We start from the raw sequence: 21,523 nt of genomic DNA, 5'->3' as shown, positions 1-21,523 counted from the left end.
TCAATCTATTTAGTTTACAAGATTTTTCGATATAATGAAGAAAAAAGGAGTGAGGCTTCATGGAGCAAACGATTCATTGGGGAATCCTTGAATTTGAGCAAGGCCAAATTTATATTGCAGCAACGCCTAACGGCTTATGCTATGTCGGATCGCCAGAGGAAGACTTCGATTATATGGTAAAACGGTTTCCAGCGGCGGACTTCGCAGAGAATGCAGAAGCACTGGAACCATACGCACGTGAATTAAAGGAATATCTGGAGGGAGCACGCACTGATTTTTCCCTGCCGGTAGATGTAAAAGGAACCCCATTCCAGGAAGCCGTCTGGACAGCATTGAGGGAAATTCCCTATGGTGCGACGTATACATACTCCGACATCGCCGAAAAAATCGGCAAGCCTGCCGCAGTAAGAGCAGTCGGAACCGCAATCGGCGCAAACCCGATTCTGATCACGGTACCCTGCCATCGAGTGATTGGAAAAAATGGGTCGATTACTGGATATCGTGGCGGGATTGCCATGAAGCAGCATTTGTTGGAGCTGGAGAACGTACAAAGTAAGGGTTAAGGTGCCGAAGTTGCAGGGTTATAAGGATTTAGTCACCGGTGAAGCCAACATGTGCCCGAAAAAAGGGGAAGTCATGAATTTCGGTCACAAGTGAAGGCAACATATGCCCGAAAAGAGGGGAAGTCGCAGATTTCGGTCACAAGTGAAGGCAACATGTGCCCGAAAAGAGGGAGAGTCGCAAATCTCGGTGATAAGTAGAGCCCGCTGGACCTGCGTAGGTAAACTATTAATAACTTCATAATGATAAATATGAATTGTAAGAAATCTGCCATACATCTCTCACACTTTTTCTGCAGCCAAAAGCTATAATGAATCCAAATGGACGGTTGCAGAATACCAGAGAGTGATGGGGGCGATCTAATGAAGAGTTTGATTGTTTACTGCTCAACACATGGTACGACAGCAAAGGCGGTGCATGGTTTACGAAAGCGGATTGAGGGGGATGTCATTGCCATCAATCTTGATAAAACGAAGCTTCACTCGGATTTGGAGCTGTTTGATTCGGTGATGATTGGCGGGTCCATCCATGGAGGCAGCATCCAGGGGAGGGTCAAGAAATTCATGAAGGAGTATGAGGATGTGCTCCTGAGGAAGAATCTAGGATTATTTCTCTGCTGCATGAGGGAAGGGAAGGAAGCGCAGGAACAGTTTGAAGCCGCATTTCCGGCAAAACTGAGGGAAGCGGCAATCGCTAAGGGGATATTCGGCGGCGAGTTTATTTTTTCGAAAATGAATTTCTTTGAAAAAATCATCGCGAAAAGTGTGACCGGCGAGACGGAGGATTTATCAAGGTTCGATGTGGAAGCAATCCATGAGTTTGCCGATGCTTTCAATCGGAACCATAAATATTTACCTGTTTAGAATCGGGGGCTTTCATTGAAGCCTTCGGTTTTTTTATTAGAGTCAGTCTGCATATTCGTGCGGATACCCCTATCTGGCCGTGGTTCGGCATTTGCCATATCTCGGCAACCGCCTGATACCAGTGATCAAATTGGTGAATAAGAATAAATTGACAGGCGAAGAAATGAAGAATCTCGGATTATGAAACCTTTGTGCCGGGTAAACCGTATATGAATTATGCTGAGTTGGAGTATTTGATTTATTTGTGCCAGACAAGTAAAATATATTCTGACAAATTTTTTTTCGGAGAGTGAATTTTTTTGGAAGTTCCCATAGGTTTAGTCATTTTATTAGGTGTTTTAATTCTTTTGTCTGCCTTCTTTTCATCGGCAGAAACCGCTTTTTCCAGCGTCAACAGAATCAGGCTGCGAAACTATGAGTCTGAGGGCCGCGCTGGCAGCAAGAATGCTTTGTATATTTCCGAGAACTTCGATGACGCGCTGTCTACAATTCTAGTAGGTAACAATATCGTGAACATTGCGGCGGCGAGTATTTCATCTAAGGTAGCTGTCGATCTGTTCGGAGCAAGCACTGGTCTTATCATCAGTACTTTTGGTATGACAATCTTGATCCTGATTTTTGGTGAAATTTTGCCAAAGTCGATTGCGAAGGAACATGCAGAAGTGTATTCGTTAAGAATTTCCGGTATCCTGCTGTTGCTGATAAAAGTCCTGACGCCGATCAATTTCTTGTTCAGTAAATTGAAGGCATTCGTTTCACGGATGTTCTCGAAGGATGGAGAAGTCCAGCCATCTGTCACTGAAGAAGAAATCAAAGTGATGGTGGACATCAGTGAAGAAGAAGGCGTCATCAACAACGAGGAGAGGGAGCTTGTACACCGTTCCCTGGAATTCAACGATGTTCTTGTCGGCGAAATTTTAACACATCGAATGGATATGATTACAATCGAAGTAAACCAGTCCATCGAGGAAATCAAGCAGATTTTCCTTGAAGAACGCTTCTCACGGATTCCGGTTTATGAAGATAATATAGATAATATCATCGGCTTCTTGTCCGAACGGGAGTTTTTTGCCGAGTTGATCCAGAATAAAGAAGTCAATGTGCGTGAAATGCTGCGCCAGCCGATGTTCGTGGTGAAGTCGATGAAAATCGCCACGCTGCTGCCTGAGCTGCAGAGAACGAAGAGCCATATGGCCATTGCTGTCGATGAGTTTGGCGGCACGAGCGGCTTGATCACCCTCGAAGACATCCTTGAAGAACTGGTCGGCGAAATCTGGGATGAGCATGATGAGAAGGTCAACATCATGACGAAGATCGATGAAAACACATATGAATTCGATGCGGCTTATGATCTTGATGATTTTGCCGAATTGTTCCATGTACCGATGCCGGAAACGTCGTATCATAACCTCGGCGGCTGGATTTTTGAAACATTGGAAAGCATTCCGGTAAACGGTGATACATTTGTTTACGAAAATCTGCGGATCATCGTCAAGGAAGTAGAAAATCATCGCATTCGTAAAATAAAAGTGGATATCATGCCCGTTTTAGAGGTGGAAGAGTAAAAAAGAAGGTGGAATCAGGCTGTTTGATGCCTGGCTCCACCTTTTTGTTACTGTATAAAAGTTAGCAGCAAGCAGTATTCCCGCCGCAGCAAGCTTCGTTTTTCTCTTCTGTTTCCTGGACTTCCTTGATTTCTACGCCGCAGCAATCAGACTTTGAGTTATTCCCCATTAGGATTTTGATAAAATTAGCCATTGATTTCACCTCCTTTCATCAATAAATTTTGATTAATTAAACGAAGTAGAACACAAACCCAGAGATGGTGGACATCGTGATCACGGATGCAATGAATGCTATGACAAGCTGTTTTTTAAAGATTGATTTTAGCAGGATGACTTCCGGCAGGCTGGCGCCAGCTGAGCTGATCATCATCGCCATCACCGGGCCAAGCGCCATTCCTTTTAAAATCAGCATTTGCGAGATAGGAATCATGCTTGATAAGCGGATGTACAATGGGATTCCGGCGATGGCAGCTACCGGGATAAGCCACCAGGCGTCGTGACCGAACCATTGAGTAATGAACTCCGTTGGAACGAGTCCGTGGATGACCGCGCCGATTGCAGCACCAATCAGCAAGTAGGGATATACGCTTTTCATCAGCGACCAGGTTTCATTTAGAGCGAACCGCCAGTTGAATTTTTGGTTGCTTTCTTCATATCCAGACATGATGACATTTTTGACGTAACGTTGGAATCCGAGCTTATCAAGGGTGAATCCGATTGCAATAGAGAAGACGCTCGTAATGACTGTGTAAATGATGGTAACCTTCCAGCCCATCACGACACCCATGATCGTTAAAATCGTCGGATCTAGCACCGGAGAAGCGAAGAGGAAAACCATGACGATTGAGAACGGGATTTTCTTTTTCAGCATATTAACGACTACTGGTATCGTGGAGCAAGAGCAAAACGGTGTGATAAACGCAAACAGGATGGCAGCAATGCTGGCAATCATTTTACTGCTGCCGGTTAGCTTCTTCTCGATTTTTTCGTAGGGGATGTATCCCTGGAGCAGGCTGATCAAGAAGGATATCCCGATAAAAAGCACAGTCAATTCAAGGGCGATCCAGAAAAAGCTTTTAAGAAATTCAATCATCTTCCTCTACCTTCTTCCTTTGTCATTTTATGCGTTAGCTGGAACGGGGCAGCATTTTGGCTGCTTTTTTGAAGTTCGTGCTGGCCAAGAGAATCGCTTAGTTTCCGGCTGTTCAAAAAACTTCCATGCATGTCGGGCTTTCCTTTCAACTTCCCGCTGTTTTAACTGCGCCATTGTTTGATAATCTTGATAAAACATGTATATCCTCTCCTTAATCAAAATATGTTGATTTATTTATCGAAAAAAATTGATTAAACATTTGAAAAGTAAACCTAACAACAGTTGCTAGGTCTGAAAAGGCAACAAAGCTCTGGAGATAGCAGGTGGTTGATCTCTGTGGTGTTTACTGTGTAGTAGCTCCAGGTTCCCTTCGTTTCTTTTTGGATCAGATTGGCATCAAGCAAAATTTTCAAATGGTACGATAATTTTGATTGGGGCATGTCAATCAGTTCACTTAGATCACAAACGCAGCTGGAGTCTTGCTGGCAAAGAAGATTGAGGATGTGCAGGCGTTTTTGGTCGGCAAGGGCTTTGAATTTCTTCTCGTATTTTTCAAAGGTGCTTTGTAGCGGCGGTTCCTTAGGTGCTTTAGTGTCCGCTGTCAGGTCTGTTAAAGGAATGAATTTTTCCACTTTCAGCTCTCCTTAATCAAAATCTCTTGATATATTGTATTATATTTCCTTCCAAACCATTTTGCAACCGTTAAATCAAAATTTTTTGATTAATCTTTTTGAGTCAAAAAAATTTCATGAATAAAACTATAAACCTAGAAAAATAGTTATATAATACAAATGGGAGGTGCAGTGGATGGGTTGCAGAACAGGATGGGACATTAAATCGTCAGAAACCATGCAAGGAATTATTTCTAAAGCCGAGAAAGAATTCCCTAAAGTAAATGAATCGGAAGAGCTTGAAAGCACGGCAGCATTTTTCAAGGCGCTCGGAGATGAGACACGGCTAAAAATCATGACTTTATTATGGTTTGAGGATTTATGCATGTGCGAGATAGTCGATGGGTTATCTGGAGCGGCATCGACGGTCAGCCACCATTTGAAGATCATGGAAAAGGGCAGGCTCATCCAATCAAGGAGAGAAGGCAAATTCACCGTCTTCAGTCTGAATAAAGAAAGGCTTGCACCTCTGATTCCATTTATAAAAGAAGGCGATCTAAATGTTTAATGAATTGGCCAACTGGCTTGTCGTCGATGTTTTCAACATGGAGTTATCCTCAAGACTTGGAGGTGCACTCCACTTTTTCATCTATGACACGACCAAAATTTTATTTTTACTTGCTGTGATGATTTTCACGATTTCATTCATCAGGAGCTTTTTCCCGCCCGAAAAAGTCAAAGAATGGCTTGAAGGCAGAAGAAAGGGAACTGCCAGTGTCATGGCAGCCTTCCTTGGTGTCCTGTCACCATTTTGCTCTTGCTCAACCGTGCCATTATTTATTGGCTTTGTCGAAGCCGGAATCCCATTAGGCATCACCTTCACATTTCTGATATCATCGCCAATCGTCAATGAAATCTCGCTGGTCATGCTGTTTTCCATGTTCGGCTGGAAGGTTGCACTGATTTATGTACTTGCCGGTATGATTCTGGCGATTGTGGCGGGAGCTATCATTGGCAAGCTGAAGATGGAAAAACAAGTGGAATCATATGTATATGAAATCGCGGCTGGCCAAGAACGAATCCATATGCTTGAGGGAGACTCCAGAACGTTCGCTGAAAAAATCAAGGCGCTATTCACCCGGGAGGAGCTTAAGGAAAGAACTACTTTTGCAGCCCGGAATGTTGTGGAGACAGTTCAGAAGATTTGGCTGTATCTCTTGATTGGGATTGGGATTGGCGCGTTTATCCATGGTTATGCCCCGCAGGAACTGCTCGTCAAATATGCTGGAGAAGGCAATTTCTTCGCGGTGCCGATTGCGACGATTTTAGGTGTACCGTTGTATTCGAACGCTGTGGGTTCTTTGCCAATTGTTGAAGCATTATTGAACAAAGGGGTAGGTGCGGGTACGGCGCTGGCCTTTATGATGGCCATCACAGCATTGTCCCTGCCAGAAATAATTTTGCTCAGGAAAGTAATCAAACCAAAGCTGATTGCTGTATTCACCGTCGTCGTGGCAACAGGGATCATCATCATTGGCTATGGTTTCAATGCAATTTTATAATGACAAGGAGGAAATGAAGATGAATATCAAAATACTAGGTACAGGATGCAAGAAATGCCAGGAACTTGAAAAAAATACCCGCACGGCTGTCGAAGAGTTGCAGCTTGACGCACAGGTAGAAAAAGTTGAAGACATCAAGGAAATCATGAAATACAAAGTCATGAGTACACCGGCCCTGGTCATTGATGAAAAGCTGGTCTCCACAGGCAAACTGCTTTCTGTAAATGAATTGAAGGCTATGCTGGCTTAAACAGATCATTGCAGTGTGTGAAACGCTTTGGGTAGACCCAGGGCGTTTTTATATTGAGTTAAATAGGTTCCGTTGCATTAGACTGCAATAACAGAAATGGAGATCTTTACAAAACCTTAATATTTGCTTATATGAAATAACATTGACCATATAAGCAAATCATTATATGATGATACAGTAATTGGAGGTGGAGAGTAATTGACCAAACAAAGTATTGAGATGGATCAGGCTGCTGCAGTGTTGAAGCTGCTTGGTGACAAGACTCGTTTGACAATCATGAGGATTCTGGCTGATCAGGATTGTTGCGTCTGTGAGTTCGTAGCGATATTCGAGGCGAGCCAACCGGCCATAAGCCAGCATATCCGCAAGCTGAAGGACGCAGGTCTGGTAAAAGAAAGCAGGAGGGGGCAGTGGATATTTTACTCACTGAACCGGCAATATGAACATTTCGAATTTGTTCAATTGCTCTTGGATGCACTGCCAAGCCAAGAAGAAAAATTATTGGATCTTGAAAAACAGGGAAAACGGATTTCCTGTGAATGATGGAGGGTATGAAAATTGTCAACAGCAATCATTGCATCACTGATCTTTCTCGTGACGCTGACATTGGTCATCTGGCAGCCTAAAGGGCTGAGCATCGGCTGGTCTGCTATCGGTGGAGCGTTAATCGCGTTATTATTCGGCGTTGTTACTTTCCAGGATGTGATCGACGTAACAGGAATCGTCTGGAATGCAACTCTTACATTTATCGCACTAATTATTATTTCACTAATCCTAGATGAAATTGGATTCTTTGAGTGGGCGGCTTTACATATGGCGCGGACTGCAAAAGGAAATGGAGTCAGGATGTTTGTCTACGTTACCCTGCTGGGCGCAGGTGTGGCCGCGTTATTTGCCAATGACGGAGCTGCACTGATTTTGACTCCGATTGTCCTGGCGATGGTACGGAACCTGAAATTTGAAGAAAAAATGGTGTTCCCATTCATCATGGCGAGCGGGTTCATTGCCGATACGACTTCATTGCCGCTTATCGTCAGCAACCTGGTGAATATCGTCTCTGCTGACTATTTTGATATTGGATTCGTTGAATACGCATCACGCATGATCGTGCCGAACTTCTTCTCGTTGGGCGCAAGTATTTTGGTTTTGTATTTATTTTTCCGAAAAAGCATCCCGAAGAACTACGAGATGTCACATTTGAAAAAGCCTGCGGAAGCAATTAAGGATCTGAAAATGTTCCGCTTATCATGGATTGTGTTAGGAGTCCTGCTTGTCGGCTACTTCGCAAGCGAATTCCTGAATATCCCGGTATCGTTCATTGCCGGCATCGTCGCGATTTTCTTCTTGATGATGGCGAGAAGGAGTCCGGCTGTCCACACGGCTACGGTTGTAAAAGGGGCTCCGTGGGCAATCGTGTTCTTCTCGATTGGCATGTATGTTGTCGTTTACGGTTTGCGTAATGCCGGATTGACAACTATTCTGGCTGATGTCATCCAGGCGGCGGCCGATCAAGGCTTATTTGTCGCAACGATCGGCATGGGCTTCATCGCGGCGATTCTTTCTTCGGTCATGAACAATATGCCAACCGTCATGATTGATGCGCTGGCAATTGCGGATACTAACACAACAGGAGTGGTCCGCGAAGCTTTGATCTATGCAAATGTCATTGGATCTGATTTAGGACCGAAGATCACGCCAATCGGATCGCTGGCAACCTTGCTGTGGCTACACGTCCTTTCATTAAAAGGCGTCAAAATCTCTTGGGGCACTTATTTTAAAACCGGAATTATCTTAACCATTCCTACTTTGTTCATCACATTGGTAGGTCTATATATTTGGTTGCTAATTATCTAACAAGGGAGCGAATCTACTATGGCTAAAAAAACAATCTACTTTTTATGTACAGGAAACTCTTGCAGAAGCCAGATGGCTGAAGGCTGGGCAAAAAAATATCTTAGTGACGAGTGGGAAGTGAAGAGTGCGGGTCTTGAAGCGCACGGATTGAATCCCAACGCCGTTAAGGCAATGAAGGAAGTTGGAATCGACATCACAAGCCACACATCAGATGTAATCGATCCAGAAATCCTCAACAATTCAGAGCTTGTCGTCACACTTTGTGGCCATGCAGACGAGCATTGCCCTGTTACACCGCCGCACGTAAGACGCGAACACTGGGGCTTTGATGACCCGGCAAAAGCTGAGGGAACCGACGAAGAAAAGTGGGCCGTGTTCCAACGTGTTCGCGACCAAATCAGCGACAGAATCAAAACATTTGCAGAAACAGGAAAATAATATGAAGCCAGGGGGAAACTCCTGGCCTTTTTCAAAGGAGGAAATGTGAATGAGCAAGAATTATCAAGCGCTAGTCCCCGGTCGGATCTTTATTGGCGGGGCAGATGCAATCCCTGAACTGCTTGAAAATGAAAAAGTCGATATGGTGTATGATTTGCGTGCAGAAAATAAAGAGGGGAATTATGATTATCCACGCACTCATCTGCCAATGTATGATAACGACTCACAGCAGGATGAGTCGGTCAAAAAGGCGTTGGATGAGATTGAAGCGGCTTACGAGTCCGGGAAAAATATTTACTTCCACTGCTCAACTGGCAGAACAAGGACAGGCACGCTTGCCGCAGGTACTTTGCTTAAGTTGAATCGAGCAGACAGCATCGAGGAAGCAAAGTCGAAGGCACGAGAAGTCCGCGAAGTACTGAATCTGGATTCCCAATTGATTTCATCCCTTGAAAGAATCTTCCCTGAGAAAAAATGAAGATAACTGACAAAGCACGTGAGCAATTAATGAAGAAACAGGTGTCTTGCATCCGACTGTACTTCGCCGGCATCAGCTGAAGGAGCTCAAAAATTGGACTGGCTCTGGATGAGTCGGACGAAGATGACGAGATCATGCTCGTCGATGGAATCAAGGTCGCCGTGGACCCTTCAATCGAATATGAAGCAAAAACGGTGACAATTGATTATGTAAAAGGTGATTTTGTACTGACAAATAAGAATTTTTGCTGACAGCCCCTTTAAAATTGGTGGCTGTTTTTTCATTTTGTATTGAAAATTGCCTAGCTTAAAGTTTATTTGGCGAAAATCAAAATATATCGACCACATTTTTCATATCAGCGGATTTTGGATTTTATCGACCACATTTTGAATTATATCGACCACATTTCCAATTATATCAACCAAGTCGCTTCATTCCGCTAAAAAAAGCCCAGGCACGCAGCCCGGGCTTCCACATTTCTACTACCACAAATTCGGTTTCACAACCATGAACCAGAGCATCGACATCAAAAGAAAAATGTAGGTCCAGATGGTGCGTTTCAGTTTTGCGGCTAGTTCAATTTTGTTCGCGCCTTCTTCGGCAAATTTCCGAAGTGTTGGCGAGAATGCCCGTGCCAGGAAAAACAGGGAGGCGAACAGAAGCGCCAGAGTTCCGACGATCCACGGTGTTTTCCATGTCCAAGGGCCGAGGATGACAAGCAGCACTCCAGATCCAATCAGCACATGGCCGGCGTGCTTGGACAGCCGCACGACTGACTTCAGCAATGCCAAGTGGGCTTCGAGCTCTCTCCCCACGGCATCAGGCAGTTTTTTTACAATCGGCATCAAAATGAAGAATGGCCCGATTGATGCAATCACGCTTGCGACGTGAAGATAAATGATGATTCGGTACAATAAATCCATTTTTTATTCTTCGACAGGGCTGAATTCATGCACCCATACGCGCATTTGCGGAAGCCATGGCATTCCCGGGTGATAAGATAGGATCGACTGCTTGTACGCCTCGACATTTTCGAAACCTTCGCGCTGTGCATCGGCATCTGTCAATTCGCCAAGTGATTGAGAGTAGACATTGTCCACGACGAATTTCTTTCCTTTTAACTCCATGATTTCGCCTACATCGGCATAGCGGCCGTTACGGCGAGTTGCTGTTTTCTTGCCTTCCAGCACTAAATTAATATCGTCTTCCATTGTGATCAGACGCTCGATCTCACATGTTTTTGGCGGTAAAGCATTGTTTTGTTCAGTCATTGAAAAAACTCCCTTCCGTATGTTCCTATCTAATGTACCATATTTTTAAAAAAGAAAGCCAAGCCATACAACGTGAAAATAGTGTTTTTCGAAGTTTTTCCCAAAACACCGGAAATAGAGTGTAACATTTTACATAGTTCATCGTTTTAGTAGCGAGATTTTAAAAATAAGGGGCAGTTGTATGGACGAAAGCAGAAGGAATGAACTCGAAAATTTGTATAGGAAGTACACGAAGCCCCTGTATTATTTTTTGCTGAAGCTTTCAGGGTCGCCGCACCTTGCCGAGGATTTGACGCAGGAAACATTTGTCCGGGCAACGATTTCGCTTTCTTTTTACGAGAATGAGGATGTAAGGGCCTGGCTGTTCAAGGTAGCGCGCAATGCTTATCTGGATGAATGGCGCAAGAGACAGCGAAGGAAATGGGTGCCATTTGCCGATTACCTTTTTGCAAAGGATGAGATGGCAAGTCCTTATGGGCTTCCGGAGGATGAGGCGATCCAGGCAGAGACTTCCGATGACCTGCAGCAGCTAATGGCTTTTTTGCCGGAACAGTACCGGTCGATCCTCTATTTGCGCGAGGTCGAAATGTTCAGTTACCAGGAAATACAGGAAGCGCTCGACCTGTCGGAGAACCAGGTGAAGGTGACACTGCACAGGGCCCGGAAAAGGCTCGCGCAAATCGCGGAAAAACAAGGATGGAAGGACGATGAACATGGAATGGACTAAAGACAAGGAAAAGAAAATCCTCTTAAAATACCGATTCACATTAACGTTAAAGGTGATCAGGGTCATCCTGGCCACGCTGTTCCTATTCTGGGTGTATATGATGGTTGTGTCCATCAGCTATGATGCGCTCGGTTTGGAAAAAAAACATCTATTTTACAGCCGGCTGGCGATGGACTGGACCCAGCCGAATATGCAGGAGGACTTCGGCGGTCTTGATTCAACTGAAATCACCCCGTTCCTTACGCAAAAAATCTCTTATCCAGTTTTCAAAATGATTGGAAAGGAGCCTGAACTGGTAGGCACAAAACAGTTGGCCAAACGCGTGATCCCGATGTATTCAACCAATACGACGGAATTCCTGAAACCGAAAACGGAAAGTGAATACCATTTTTACCTGCCGGAGCATCCGAAGACTGGGAACAAGCTTGAAGCAAATGAGGATCCGGCGGTCTGGACGAAGCTAGAGAAAGTCCATGAAGGAACGGTTGCCGAGCTTTCTTTTTCAACAAAAGAGTATATGACGCCTGAAGAAATGCTTGGATTTCTGGAACCCTATGATCTCGATGTTCTTTGGATGCCCCTGTACACCGGGGAGCTGAAGAATTATGAAGAAAGCTGGTGGGGAAGCAGTGATTCCTTGTCAGTCGCACCTTTTGGTTTTACAGGTGGACGTGAAGCGAATGACGGATTCACTTCACAGAGCAAATTAAGCCTGGAAAAGAAATTCACTGAGGAAAATAAGAAACTGATGCTGCAACAAATGAAAAACCTCCTGGAAGATGAATCAACCAGCTACCGGGAGAATTTCCTCGGTCTTTCTCATCTTGAAGAGCGCTACGATTTTCTGATGAAGGAAGGATTCCAGGTCTACGGCGCAGTCGTAACCGGACCGGTGAAAGAACTGCTTAAGCTGAAGGAAAACGAGCAGATTCAGGGTGCGAACCTTGGAGATATGACTTACTGGAATTGGGCAGAGGAATAAAATGAAATTTATGAAGAAGCAGGAGTCTTTTCTAGGACTTTTGCTTCTTCTTTTGCAGTTGGAAATATACTAAAATAGTGTTTTCTAGTACAATAGAAGTAGAAGGTGGACAGCTGTTTATCGGTGTATTTTTCGTCTAAAACACCCATTTATTTCAAATTAAAAATAATTACTTTCGAGGGAAAGCTTGAGCCTTTGTGGCTGTCAGGCATAGCGTGCTGGATCGTGATCGATGTCTGGCGGCTGGGGAGATGAGAAAGATGTTTACTAACTTTGATAGTATTGATGAGCTTAAACGAAGCGTCTACATGTGGCTGCTGCCAATCATCACGATCGCCCTGGTCATCAATAGCTTCTTGAATAATAATAGCCTGTTGGACACAGTCCTTAATACGATGCTGATCAGCTGGTTTTCGGTCAGCTGGGTGCTAGCTTATATAAACAGGGGAATCCGTATAGGTGAATGTGTCACTCTTTTTTTGGTAAGTGTGTACCATGTTTCCACCATGTTCGATGTCGTTACAAATGATCTAAAGGCAAGTGGCGGATCATTAGGAGATTTCATTGTCTGGATGCCGCTGATTATCATGTTCTTCTTTTTGGTGCTAGGGATAAAAAAGGGACTTTACTACTCCATTTTCATCTTCATGATTACACTGGCAATCGGAGTGATTTACAGCGGTCAGATGAATTCTGAATCAATCGATTCACTTACACAGTTTCATGCGGCGAATATCGTCTATATACTTGTTCTCTTTTACGCGCAGAATATGTTCCGCGCTTTTACAGAAAGAGATTTGCTTAAGAAGTATGCCTATCTCGATTCGCTGACCCGTGTGGCCAACCGGCACCAGCTTGATATCTGGCTCGAAGATGAGCTCAAGGCTGCGGAAGAGGAAGGAACGCCATTTTCTATCATCTTTTTCGATATCGACCATTTTAAAAAGGTTAATGATGAGTTCGGCCATAAAATCGGCGACTGTGTGCTCAAGGAATTGTCTGCTATAGTCTCTGGCAATCTAACAGACGGAGACCTTTTCGGCCGCTGGGGCGGAGAGGAATTCATGCTGATCATCAATGATATCGGCGGACAAGCGTATGAAAAAGCCGAGCATTTCCGCAAGATCGTCGAGAACCATTGCTTTAAAGGAGCAGGCAGTCTGACTGCGAGCTTTGGAGTGACAGAATTCCAGTCCGGCGATAATATTGATTCATTGCTGAACCGTGCCGATGAAGCATTATATGCCTCGAAAAACTGCGGCAGAAATAAAGTCAGCGTGAAGGAACCATCCTGATTGATCGGGATGGTTTTTAAATTTCCAACAATAAATGATTAAACTATATAGATAATGTGGTAAGATAACTATGGCTAGGATTCTTTAAAAATAATAGTATATGAAATCGCTTTCAATAGATTGGTAAAAGGAGCAGTGCACCATGAAATATCGTTCTGCATTTGATATTATAGGTCCGGTGATGATCGGGCCATCGAGTTCGCATACAGCCGGCGCTGCAAGGATTGGCCGCGTGGCGCGCACATTGTTAGAGAAGCAGCCAACGAAGGCCGTCATCTCCCTGTACGGCTCTTTTGCTAAAACTTATAAAGGACATGGAACCGACTTGGCACTTGTTGCCGGGATCATGGACTTTGATACATTTGATGAACGGATTCCAGACGCTTTGAAAATCGCGGAGCAATCTGGGATCGAAGTGGAATTCATCACCGAAGATGCGGTCACAGAGCATCCGAATACAGTAAAAATAAATTTATACGATGGACAGGGCAAGGAACTTGAAATTGTCGGGATTTCCATCGGCGGCGGAACGATTGAGATTACCGAAATCAATTCGTTCAAGCTGAAGCTGTCCGGGGCCAACCCGGCGATTCTCGTCGTCCATCATGACCGATTCGGGCTGATCTCGGCCGTGACATCTGTTTTATCAAAATATCAAATTAACATCGGCCATATGGAAGTTTCCCGCAAAGACAAGGGAGACATCGCCGTCATGGTCATCGAAATGGACCACAAACTCGAAGACGGAGTTTATGCAGAGTTAACTGCCCTTGATGGCGTTGACCAGGTCATCCGTCTCGTTGACTAAATTTGATTAACATCAGGAGGGCAAGCCATGTTTCGTAATGTTGCGGAGCTTGTTGAATTAGCTGAAAAAAATAACGTGAAAATCGCCGAAATCATGATTCGGCAGGAAATAGAAGTTTCAGGCCGTACCCGCGAGGAAATCATTGCCCAGATGGACAATAATCTGCAGGTGATGGAACGAGCTGTGGAAAGAGGTTTGAACGGCGTTAAATCCCAGACCGGTTTGACCGGCGGGGACGCGGTCTTGCTGCAAAACTATATCGCCAGCGGAAAATCCCTGGCGGGTAATCTATTATTAGATGCCGTCAGCAAAGCGGTCGCGACGAATGAAGTGAACGCAGCAATGGGCATTATCTGTGCGACACCGACCGCAGGATCAGCAGGCGTCGTACCGGGGACACTTTTTGCCGTAAAAGAGAAATTGAACCCGACACGGATGGAAATGATTGAGTATCTGTTCACGACCGCTGCATTCGGATTTGTCGTCGCCAACAATGCGTCAATTTCCGGAGCAGCCGGCGGATGCCAGGCAGAAGTCGGATCAGCTGCCGGAATGGCTGCCGCTGCAATCGTTGAAATGGCTGGCGGAACACCGCAACAGTCATCAGATGCCTTCGCAATCACGCTGAAAAATATGCTTGGATTAGTCTGCGACCCTGTCGCCGGACTGGTTGAAGTTCCATGTGTAAAAAGAAACGCGATGGGTGCTTCGAACGCCATCACTGCTGCCGACATGGCACTTGCCGGCATCACTAGTCGAATTCCATGCGACGAAGTCATCGGCGCGATGTACGCCATCGGCCAGACGATGCCATCCGCATTAAGGGAAACAGCAGAAGGCGGACTTGCCGCAACACCAACAGGCCGAAGACTGGAACAAGAAATTTTCGGGAAGCCAAAAGAAAAGCTGGTAGACTATCTGATTCAGAAGTAAGCCACTCTCAATCGAGGGTGGTTTTTTACTTTTTCTCGAACCCAAAAGTCGACAGATTTAGCACCTTCTCTTCTGTATACTGGATAAAAGAATACATAGATTCAGTCATGGAGACTTGAATAACGGAGGGAAAGGGTGCTTAAACGAAGTGTATTTCTCGCGGTGACGATTGGACTTGCTGGAATGAGTGCAGCCTATGCTGAAACAACGGAGGATTTGCCCGAAATCCGTCAAAAACGTTTCGACCTGAAGCAGGATTTCACTGAGAAAGAAGAGCAAATTGAATCAATGGATGCGGCAGAGCAAAAATATCTTTTGGAACTGAAGGCATTGGATGACGAGGTGTCGGAGATTAATCAGGATATCCGGGACCTGCAAAGCATCATGGTTGAGTCAGAGAGCACGGCAGCGGATTTGAAAAATGAAATCGACAAGCTGGCCAACACCTTGCAGCATCGAGAGCAATTAATCAAAGAGCGGCTGCGGACGATGCAGGCGCAGGACGGATTAGGCTTGTATGTGGATCTGATTTTTGATTCGAAGAATTTATCCCAGCTGTTCGATGCGGCAACCGCTGTCAGCACCTTCATTAAAGCAGATAAAGATTTATTGGCAGTGCATCAGGCAGACCTTGAATTGAAGAAAAAGAAGGAATCAGCGTTAGAGCGGAAAATTGTTTTGCTGGAAAAAGACCAGCTTGAATTGGAGTCGCTGGAGGCTGAATTGCAAAAGAAGGTAAAAGAAAAACAGCGCTTGCTTGATTCGGTCCAGAAGGAAAAACAGGAAAACGAATCCGAGCTGATGGACATGTATGAAGTCTATGTCAATCTGGCATCCCAGGAGATTGCGATTTTAAAAGAAAACCAGAGAGTGGAGTTTAGCAGTGCTCAACCAGAAGATGGTTTTGTTATCCCTGCCAGGGGCGAGCTGACTTCCGGGTACGGTCCCAGATGGGGGAGACTTCATGCAGGAATAGACATTGCGGATGAATCTCCGGACTCGGTCGTTGTCGCTGCGGCATCCGGGACAGTCATCCGCTCATACTATTCTGCTACTTACGGAAACTGTGTCCTGGTCACCCACAAGATAGAAGGAAGGACCTTCACCACCCTTTACGCACACCTGGATAAAAGCACAGTCACAACCGGGAAGAGCATCAAGAAAGGGGAAATGCTTGGCTACATGGGAAATACCGGTGACAGCCGCGGCAAGCATCTCCACTTCGAAATCCACGAAGGCCAGTGGAACTATGAAAAATCAAACAGCGTCGACCCACTCTTATATGTGAAAAAATAAGCCAGGTTTCCTTTGGGAATCTGGCTTGCTCTTTACGTTAACGTCAATGGTATAATTTATTTACTGATTATTCTGTTAAAAGTAGAGGTTTTGCTTATGTATTCGATTTCTGATTTGGCCGAGGAGTTTGGAGTCACTACCCGAACAATCCGCTACTATGAAGAACTGGGTCTTTTGAATCCAGCCCGTTCTGAAGGCGGCCGCCGCGTCTATTCCAGCAGCGATCTGGCAAGGTTAAAGCTTGTCCTTCGAGGGAAAAGGTTTGGTTTTTCACTTGAGGAAATCAAGGAGATGGTGCTGCTATTTGACGAAGATCGCTCAGGTGAAAAACAGCTGAAGCGGACGATTGAATATGGGGAGGAGAAACTGGCAGAAGTGAATGAAAGAATAGCAGAATTGGTTGAGATCAAAGAAGAAATCGAAAAGCTGATGACTGATTTTAAAGGGAGGCTAAGTGAATGAATTTTTACGAGGAAGAACCGCAATTTCGAGCATTGCTGAAGGAGTTATTAGATGAAGAATTCTTTGAGTACGCAGATCGGGAGCTGCTGGCGTTCGGCGAAAAATGCGCCAATGAAATCGACCAGCGCGCCAGATTCACCGATCGTGAAGGCCAGCCAAAGCTGATCAAATTCGATGCTTATGGTGACGATATCTCGGAAGTTTGGGTGAACGATGGCTACCGGAAAACCGTCGAAGAATCCTATAATACCGGGATTGTCGGCTATGTTCATAAGGATATCCCCGAATTGGGACGCCATGGGAATTATATCTATTCTTACGCACAGGGCTATCTATTGTCCCAAACCGAAGCAGGCTTTTACTGCCCGGTTACGTTGACGATGGCAACCGCATATTTATTGGACCAGTATGCATCGCCCGAGCTAAAAGAGAAATTCCTCCCCCATGTTTTATCAACAGGAGAGACAACTCTATACGAAGGAGCCACCTTCCTGACCGAACGCCAGGGAGGATCCGATGTTGGTGCGAATGTGGTAAAGGCAGTCCAAACAAGTGAAGGCTACAAACTCTACGGTGAAAAATACTTCGCTTCCAACGCAGGAATGTGTGGAGTCGCGATGGTTTTAGCAAGAAAAGATGGAGCCCCATTGGGAACAAAAGGACTGACACTATTCGCCGTGCCATGGCGCAAAGAAGATGGAAAACTCAATGGAATCCAAATACGCAGACTTAAAGACAAACTTGGAGTTCGCGCAGTCCCATCCGCCGAAGTAGAATTTGACGGAGCAGAAGCTTATGTAGTCGGTGACCCGGCAAAAGGCTTCTATTACATGATGGAAGCACTGAACCTCTCCCGCGTTTGCAACACCGTCGCTTCACTTGGCATCATGCGCCGAGCCTACCGCGAAGCAAGACAATATGCACTGAAACGTGATGCCTTTGGCAAGAAGTTGGCCGATTTCCCAATGATTAAGGATTCTCTTGTAAAAATGGTAGTGAAGCTCGAAGTCGAAACGCGGACAGTATTTAAGTATCTCCCTTTGTTTGAGAAAGTCATGAGGAATGAACCGGGAGTAACAGAAAAAGATATCGTCCTGAACAGACTCTATATCGCCCTCTTGAAGAAAGAAACCGCAGAACAAGCGGTTCACTTTGCGCACGAAGCCATTGAAATGCACGGCGGGAATGGGTATATCGAAGACTTTGTAACGCCACGGTTGTTGAGGGATGCCCAAGTATTGACCGTTTGGGAAGGGACTGCGAATATCCTTGGGCTGGAAGTATTGAGGTTGATGGAGAAATTTAATGCTGGGGAATTGTTTTTGCAGGAGATGAATGAGCGGATTGCTGGAATGAACGGAGAGCATGTCGACCAGGTTCGTGATGGAATAGAGCGACTCGAGAAACTGCTGGTGTCTCTTCGGACGGCAACACATGATCACAAAACTTTTCATTCTAAGCGAGTGGCTGAATTGATGGTGAAGATTTTTGAAAGTGTGAATGCGTTGGAGTATGCTGCAGGTGGGGATGAACGGGCTCAAAAGGTAATGGAAGTTTTTATTGAGGATACATGGGGTACACCGTCCAATTTTAATCAAGACATGAAATCTGTAAACTATTTTGATGAAATTGTTAATCTTATAGAAAAAGTAGAACTACCGTAAAAAAAAGTACCAGGACCAACAAATGGTCCTGGTATTTATTTTCTGACAAGTTTAGCGAAGATAAAAGGAAATCGATGATGGAAATTGTTGAAATGAATAGAAAAGTAGACTTCTGTATAAGCGGGTATTCAATTAATCGCCAAATTCCCAGAAGATTGATATTTTATGTCAAGAAATGCAAAACGAATCCCCTTGTCCGACTGTAACTTTCAGAATAGTATTTTATTTGCGGCCGCAAATAAAAAGTTTTAGGGAGGGAATCGTTTGAAGAAGATATTAAAAACAAGTCTATCAACTGTAGTACTTGCGGGTACCCTGTTTGCAGGTTTCCCTGGTGCATCATATGTGCCAAAAGAAGTGGATTTCTTACATAAGGCAGAAGCCGAAAAAGGACATTCGCATGGAGCACTCGATTTAGCAATTATGAATGATGAAAAATTAATTGAATCATTTATTAAGAGAGGACTTCTATCAAAAGATGCCTCAGAAGCAGAGAAACAAAAGTTCCTGAAAAACTATTTAGCTTTAAAGGGGAAAGTGACGGATAGCAAAGAGTCAGATCCTTTGGCAGCAAAAGTAAAAGCAGCAGAATCAGGAAAACAGAAGGACTTCAAAAACTTTAATAATGGTCTGCTAAATGGCAAAGGGGAAAAGAAAGGGCATTTGAAGGGTAATCCTGATTCTGTTTCTGAAAGCGATTACAATGGTGATGTGAGAAAGGATAAGGTACTTGTCCTAGCTGTTGAATACTCTGATTTTAGCCATAATAATATCAAACCAAATGAATCTGACAATTATTATGAGGACTATCCACTATCACACTACGAAGATATGATTTTTGGTGAAGAAGGTGTAACTGCACCAAATGGTACGGATAAACTGGTTTCCATGAAGCAGTTCTATGAACAGCAATCAGGAGGAACCTATTCAGTTGATGGAAAAGCCTATGGCTGGCTCAAGGTACCTGGTACTGCAGCATTTTATGGTGCTGACAGAGCAAATGGAGGCCATGATAATGTTACTCCTGGAGGTTCAAAGCAGTTGGTGGTGGATACCTACGAAGCAGCTTTGGCAGCAGGCATTCCATTAGAAGAATATGATTTTGAAGATCCACACGATTTAGACGGTGACGGGAACCTTCTTGAAAAAGACGGTTTGGTTGATCACTTGATGATCATTCATGCTGGCATGGGACAGGAAGCAGGCGGAGGATCATTAGGAGATGATGCTATCTGGTCTCACCGTTCTGCAAAGTTCTACGACAAGGATGGTCTTGGTAAAGGGAAGCCTGGCTTCTATGATTACACAATGATGCCAGAAGACGGCGCGACTGGTGTATTCGCGCATGAATATGGCCATGACCTTGGCTATCCTGATGAGTACGACACGATTTACTCAGGTACCGGTGAAGCTGTTGCCTACTGGTCAATCATGGCAAGCGGATCATGGGCAGGGAAGATTCCAGGAACTGAGCCGACTGGATTCTCTCCAATGGCAAAACAATATTTCCAGTCTTATTTAGGCGGAAACTGGACAAATGATACAGTCGAACTTGATTGGAACGAAGTATCTGCCAAAGGTACACAGGTGTTGCTAGACCAAGCAAATTCACCTAATGGAAAAAATGCAATCACCGCAAAAGTAAATCTTCCGCAAAAGAAAACAGCTATTAACAAACCAGCGACTGGCAGCTACCAATACTGGGGTGGCCAGCAAGATGAAATTGATTCAAACATGGTAACCGATGTTAACTTAACAGGAAAGTCTTCTGCAACATTATCATTTGATGCCTGGTATGATATCGAAGAACAATGGGATTTCGCATTTGTTCAGGTTTCCACTGACAATGGCTCTACTTGGAAGTCATTAGGAAATGCTAATACTCGTTCTGATGTAGTCCCTGAAGGATACCCAACCATCCTTACATCTATGCCTGGATTCACAGGGAACTCAAATGGCTGGCAATCACAATCATTTGATCTATCTGAATATGCAGGTCAAAACATTAAACTCCGTCTTCGCTATGCTACTGACTGGGGAACTTCCAATACTGGATTCTTCGCTGACAATATCAAAGTTGTAGCAGATGGCCAAACTATTCTTGAAGATGGAGCAGAAACACAAACTACACCTTTTACTTTAAACAAATTTGAAAGATCTGACGGAAACAAGTACTCTGACCATTACTATCTGTTGGAATGGCGTAACCATAAAGGTGTCGACACTGGCCTTGCCAATATTCGCCGTGGAAGCTCCTTAATGAGCTATGATGGCGGGTTAGTAGTTTGGTATGTTGACCCAACATACACTGATAACTGGACTGGAGTGCATCCAGGAGAAGGCTTCCTTGGTGTGGTGGATGCCCATCCGGAAACTCAGTTGAATTGGAGCACTGGAACAGCAGCATCGACTCGTTACCATATTGCCGATGCAGCATTTGGATTAAATCCAACTTCGGGATTAGACCTTCTATATCCAGATATGACACTAAACCTTGACTCACAAGAGAGAGTAACATTGTTTGACGACAGCAACAGCTTCCTAAACACATTCATGCCAGACGCAGGCCGCAAGATCGGCAACTACGGCTTGAAGGTTCGTGTCAACGGACAGGCTAAGGATAAGTCTGTTGGGGCGATTGTGATTTATAAGTAAGATTCAGAACCTCTTGTTGCAACTGTAATTAATATAGTTGCACAAGAGGTTTTTTGCTTAAATATTTGTCGAAAGTTGGGTTATAGTGACTGAATAAATTTATTTGAAAATTAATTCTTTTGAACAGGTTGACACTTACAAATTGAGATGGTATT

The 21,523-nt window shown here is 44.5% G+C and carries 25 protein-coding genes; 19 read left to right on the top strand and 6 right to left on the bottom strand.

Features of this window, described 5'->3' with window-relative positions:
- The first annotated feature begins 59 nt into the window (after positions 1 to 59).
- The 3 genes from J7E38_RS12715 to J7E38_RS12705 all read left to right on the top strand — a co-directional run bounded on the left by J7E38_RS12715 (position 60) and on the right by J7E38_RS12705 (position 2,989).
- Positions 60 to 563 (top strand): methylated-DNA--[protein]-cysteine S-methyltransferase, encoded by a 504-nt coding sequence (locus J7E38_RS12715; RefSeq protein ID WP_214707876.1) that lies wholly within the window; start codon positions 60 to 62, stop codon positions 561 to 563.
- Between the two features lie 360 nt (positions 564 to 923).
- The gene (locus tag J7E38_RS12710; RefSeq protein WP_214707874.1) at positions 924 to 1,424 is read left to right on the top strand and encodes a flavodoxin domain-containing protein; all 501 of its coding nucleotides are present in this window, start codon (positions 924 to 926) and stop codon (positions 1,422 to 1,424) included.
- A 299-nt stretch (positions 1,425 to 1,723) separates the two neighbouring features.
- Complete coding sequence (locus J7E38_RS12705; protein ID WP_214707872.1) at positions 1,724 to 2,989, top strand: hemolysin family protein; 1,266 nt, start codon at positions 1,724 to 1,726, stop codon at positions 2,987 to 2,989.
- A gap of 61 nt (positions 2,990 to 3,050) precedes the next feature.
- On the opposite strand, the gene J7E38_RS24115 is transcribed toward J7E38_RS12705, so the two are convergent.
- From J7E38_RS24115 to J7E38_RS12690, 4 genes are all read right to left on the bottom strand, one after another.
- Positions 3,051 to 3,182 carry a hypothetical protein gene (locus tag J7E38_RS24115; protein ID WP_285291729.1) on the bottom strand — a complete coding sequence of 44 codons (132 nt, stop codon included), beginning with the start codon at positions 3,180 to 3,182 and terminating at the stop codon, positions 3,051 to 3,053.
- A gap of 36 nt (positions 3,183 to 3,218) precedes the next feature.
- Positions 3,219 to 4,082: a permease gene (locus tag J7E38_RS12700; protein ID WP_214707870.1), complete on the bottom strand. Its 864-nt coding sequence runs from the start codon at positions 4,080 to 4,082 to the stop codon at positions 3,219 to 3,221.
- Between the two features lie 27 nt (positions 4,083 to 4,109).
- Entirely contained in the window at positions 4,110 to 4,280 is a 171-nt protein-coding gene (locus J7E38_RS12695) for a hypothetical protein (RefSeq protein ID WP_214707868.1), read from the bottom strand.
- Between the two features lie 74 nt (positions 4,281 to 4,354).
- Positions 4,355 to 4,687 (bottom strand): ArsR/SmtB family transcription factor, encoded by a 333-nt coding sequence (locus tag J7E38_RS12690; RefSeq protein WP_214707970.1) that lies wholly within the window; start codon positions 4,685 to 4,687, stop codon positions 4,355 to 4,357.
- A gap of 202 nt (positions 4,688 to 4,889) precedes the next feature.
- Here J7E38_RS12690 and J7E38_RS12685 point away from each other — a divergent pair, with 202 nt between their 5' ends.
- From J7E38_RS12685 to J7E38_RS12655, 7 genes are all read left to right on the top strand, one after another.
- Positions 4,890 to 5,261, top strand: coding sequence for an ArsR/SmtB family transcription factor (locus tag J7E38_RS12685; RefSeq protein ID WP_214707866.1), 372 nt, complete (start codon positions 4,890 to 4,892; stop codon positions 5,259 to 5,261).
- Positions 5,254 to 6,255 carry a permease gene (locus J7E38_RS12680; RefSeq protein ID WP_214707864.1) on the top strand — a complete coding sequence of 334 codons (1,002 nt, stop codon included), beginning with the start codon at positions 5,254 to 5,256 and terminating at the stop codon, positions 6,253 to 6,255. The genes J7E38_RS12685 and J7E38_RS12680 overlap by 8 nt, the downstream gene beginning before the upstream one ends.
- A 19-nt stretch (positions 6,256 to 6,274) precedes the next feature.
- A complete protein-coding gene (locus tag J7E38_RS12675) occupies positions 6,275 to 6,505 on the top strand; it encodes a thioredoxin family protein (RefSeq protein ID WP_214707862.1) in 231 nt (76 codons plus the stop codon).
- A 198-nt stretch (positions 6,506 to 6,703) separates the two neighbouring features.
- Entirely contained in the window at positions 6,704 to 7,048 is a 345-nt protein-coding gene (locus J7E38_RS12670) for an ArsR/SmtB family transcription factor (protein WP_214707860.1), read from the top strand.
- A gap of 15 nt (positions 7,049 to 7,063) precedes the next feature.
- Entirely contained in the window at positions 7,064 to 8,359 is a 1,296-nt protein-coding gene (locus tag J7E38_RS12665; RefSeq protein WP_215038507.1) for an arsenic transporter, read from the top strand.
- Positions 8,360 to 8,377: 18 nt separating this feature from the next.
- Complete coding sequence (gene arsC, locus J7E38_RS12660) at positions 8,378 to 8,797, top strand: arsenate reductase (thioredoxin) (RefSeq protein ID WP_214707858.1); 420 nt, start codon at positions 8,378 to 8,380, stop codon at positions 8,795 to 8,797.
- A gap of 49 nt (positions 8,798 to 8,846) precedes the next feature.
- Positions 8,847 to 9,275, top strand: coding sequence for a protein-tyrosine phosphatase family protein (locus J7E38_RS12655; RefSeq protein WP_214707856.1), 429 nt, complete (start codon positions 8,847 to 8,849; stop codon positions 9,273 to 9,275).
- A gap of 482 nt (positions 9,276 to 9,757) precedes the next feature.
- On the opposite strand, the gene J7E38_RS12650 is transcribed toward J7E38_RS12655, so the two are convergent.
- Complete coding sequence (locus J7E38_RS12650; protein ID WP_214707854.1) at positions 9,758 to 10,198, bottom strand: hypothetical protein; 441 nt, start codon at positions 10,196 to 10,198, stop codon at positions 9,758 to 9,760.
- A 3-nt stretch (positions 10,199 to 10,201) separates the two neighbouring features.
- Entirely contained in the window at positions 10,202 to 10,546 is a 345-nt protein-coding gene (locus J7E38_RS12645) for an ASCH domain-containing protein (RefSeq protein ID WP_214707852.1), read from the bottom strand.
- Positions 10,547 to 10,727: 181 nt separating this feature from the next.
- On the opposite strand from J7E38_RS12645, the gene J7E38_RS12640 reads away from it, so the two are divergent.
- The 9 genes from J7E38_RS12640 to J7E38_RS12600 all read left to right on the top strand — a co-directional run bounded on the left by J7E38_RS12640 (position 10,728) and on the right by J7E38_RS12600 (position 21,368).
- Positions 10,728 to 11,273 (top strand): sigma-70 family RNA polymerase sigma factor, encoded by a 546-nt coding sequence (locus tag J7E38_RS12640; protein WP_214707850.1) that lies wholly within the window; start codon positions 10,728 to 10,730, stop codon positions 11,271 to 11,273.
- Positions 11,254 to 12,255: an anti-sigma factor gene (locus tag J7E38_RS12635; protein ID WP_214707848.1), complete on the top strand. Its 1,002-nt coding sequence runs from the start codon at positions 11,254 to 11,256 to the stop codon at positions 12,253 to 12,255. The genes J7E38_RS12640 and J7E38_RS12635 overlap by 20 nt, the downstream gene beginning before the upstream one ends.
- A gap of 260 nt (positions 12,256 to 12,515) precedes the next feature.
- Positions 12,516 to 13,550: a GGDEF domain-containing protein gene (locus tag J7E38_RS12630; protein ID WP_214707846.1), complete on the top strand. Its 1,035-nt coding sequence runs from the start codon at positions 12,516 to 12,518 to the stop codon at positions 13,548 to 13,550.
- A gap of 142 nt (positions 13,551 to 13,692) precedes the next feature.
- Complete coding sequence (gene sdaAB / locus J7E38_RS12625; RefSeq protein ID WP_214707844.1) at positions 13,693 to 14,358, top strand: L-serine ammonia-lyase, iron-sulfur-dependent subunit beta; 666 nt, start codon at positions 13,693 to 13,695, stop codon at positions 14,356 to 14,358.
- 27 nt (positions 14,359 to 14,385) lie between these two features.
- Positions 14,386 to 15,291 carry an L-serine ammonia-lyase, iron-sulfur-dependent, subunit alpha gene (gene sdaAA, locus J7E38_RS12620; protein ID WP_214707842.1) on the top strand — a complete coding sequence of 302 codons (906 nt, stop codon included), beginning with the start codon at positions 14,386 to 14,388 and terminating at the stop codon, positions 15,289 to 15,291.
- Between the two features lie 135 nt (positions 15,292 to 15,426).
- Positions 15,427 to 16,587: a murein hydrolase activator EnvC family protein gene (locus tag J7E38_RS24310; RefSeq protein WP_214707840.1), complete on the top strand. Its 1,161-nt coding sequence runs from the start codon at positions 15,427 to 15,429 to the stop codon at positions 16,585 to 16,587.
- 96 nt (positions 16,588 to 16,683) lie between these two features.
- A complete protein-coding gene (locus tag J7E38_RS12610) occupies positions 16,684 to 17,049 on the top strand; it encodes a MerR family transcriptional regulator (RefSeq protein WP_214707838.1) in 366 nt (121 codons plus the stop codon).
- Positions 17,046 to 18,713 (top strand): acyl-CoA dehydrogenase family protein, encoded by a 1,668-nt coding sequence (locus tag J7E38_RS12605; protein ID WP_214707836.1) that lies wholly within the window; start codon positions 17,046 to 17,048, stop codon positions 18,711 to 18,713. The genes J7E38_RS12610 and J7E38_RS12605 overlap by 4 nt, the downstream gene beginning before the upstream one ends.
- Before the next feature lie 264 nt (positions 18,714 to 18,977).
- Positions 18,978 to 21,368: an immune inhibitor A domain-containing protein gene (locus J7E38_RS12600; RefSeq protein ID WP_214707834.1), complete on the top strand. Its 2,391-nt coding sequence runs from the start codon at positions 18,978 to 18,980 to the stop codon at positions 21,366 to 21,368.
- The last annotated feature ends 155 nt before the right edge of the window (positions 21,369 to 21,523 follow it).

The organism is Bacillus sp. ISL-35, from assembly GCF_018613355.1.
In the GTDB taxonomy this organism is placed as follows: Bacteria; Bacillota; Bacilli; order Bacillales; family Cytobacillaceae; genus Mesobacillus.
This window is presented reverse-complemented; position numbering and strand designations above follow the sequence as displayed.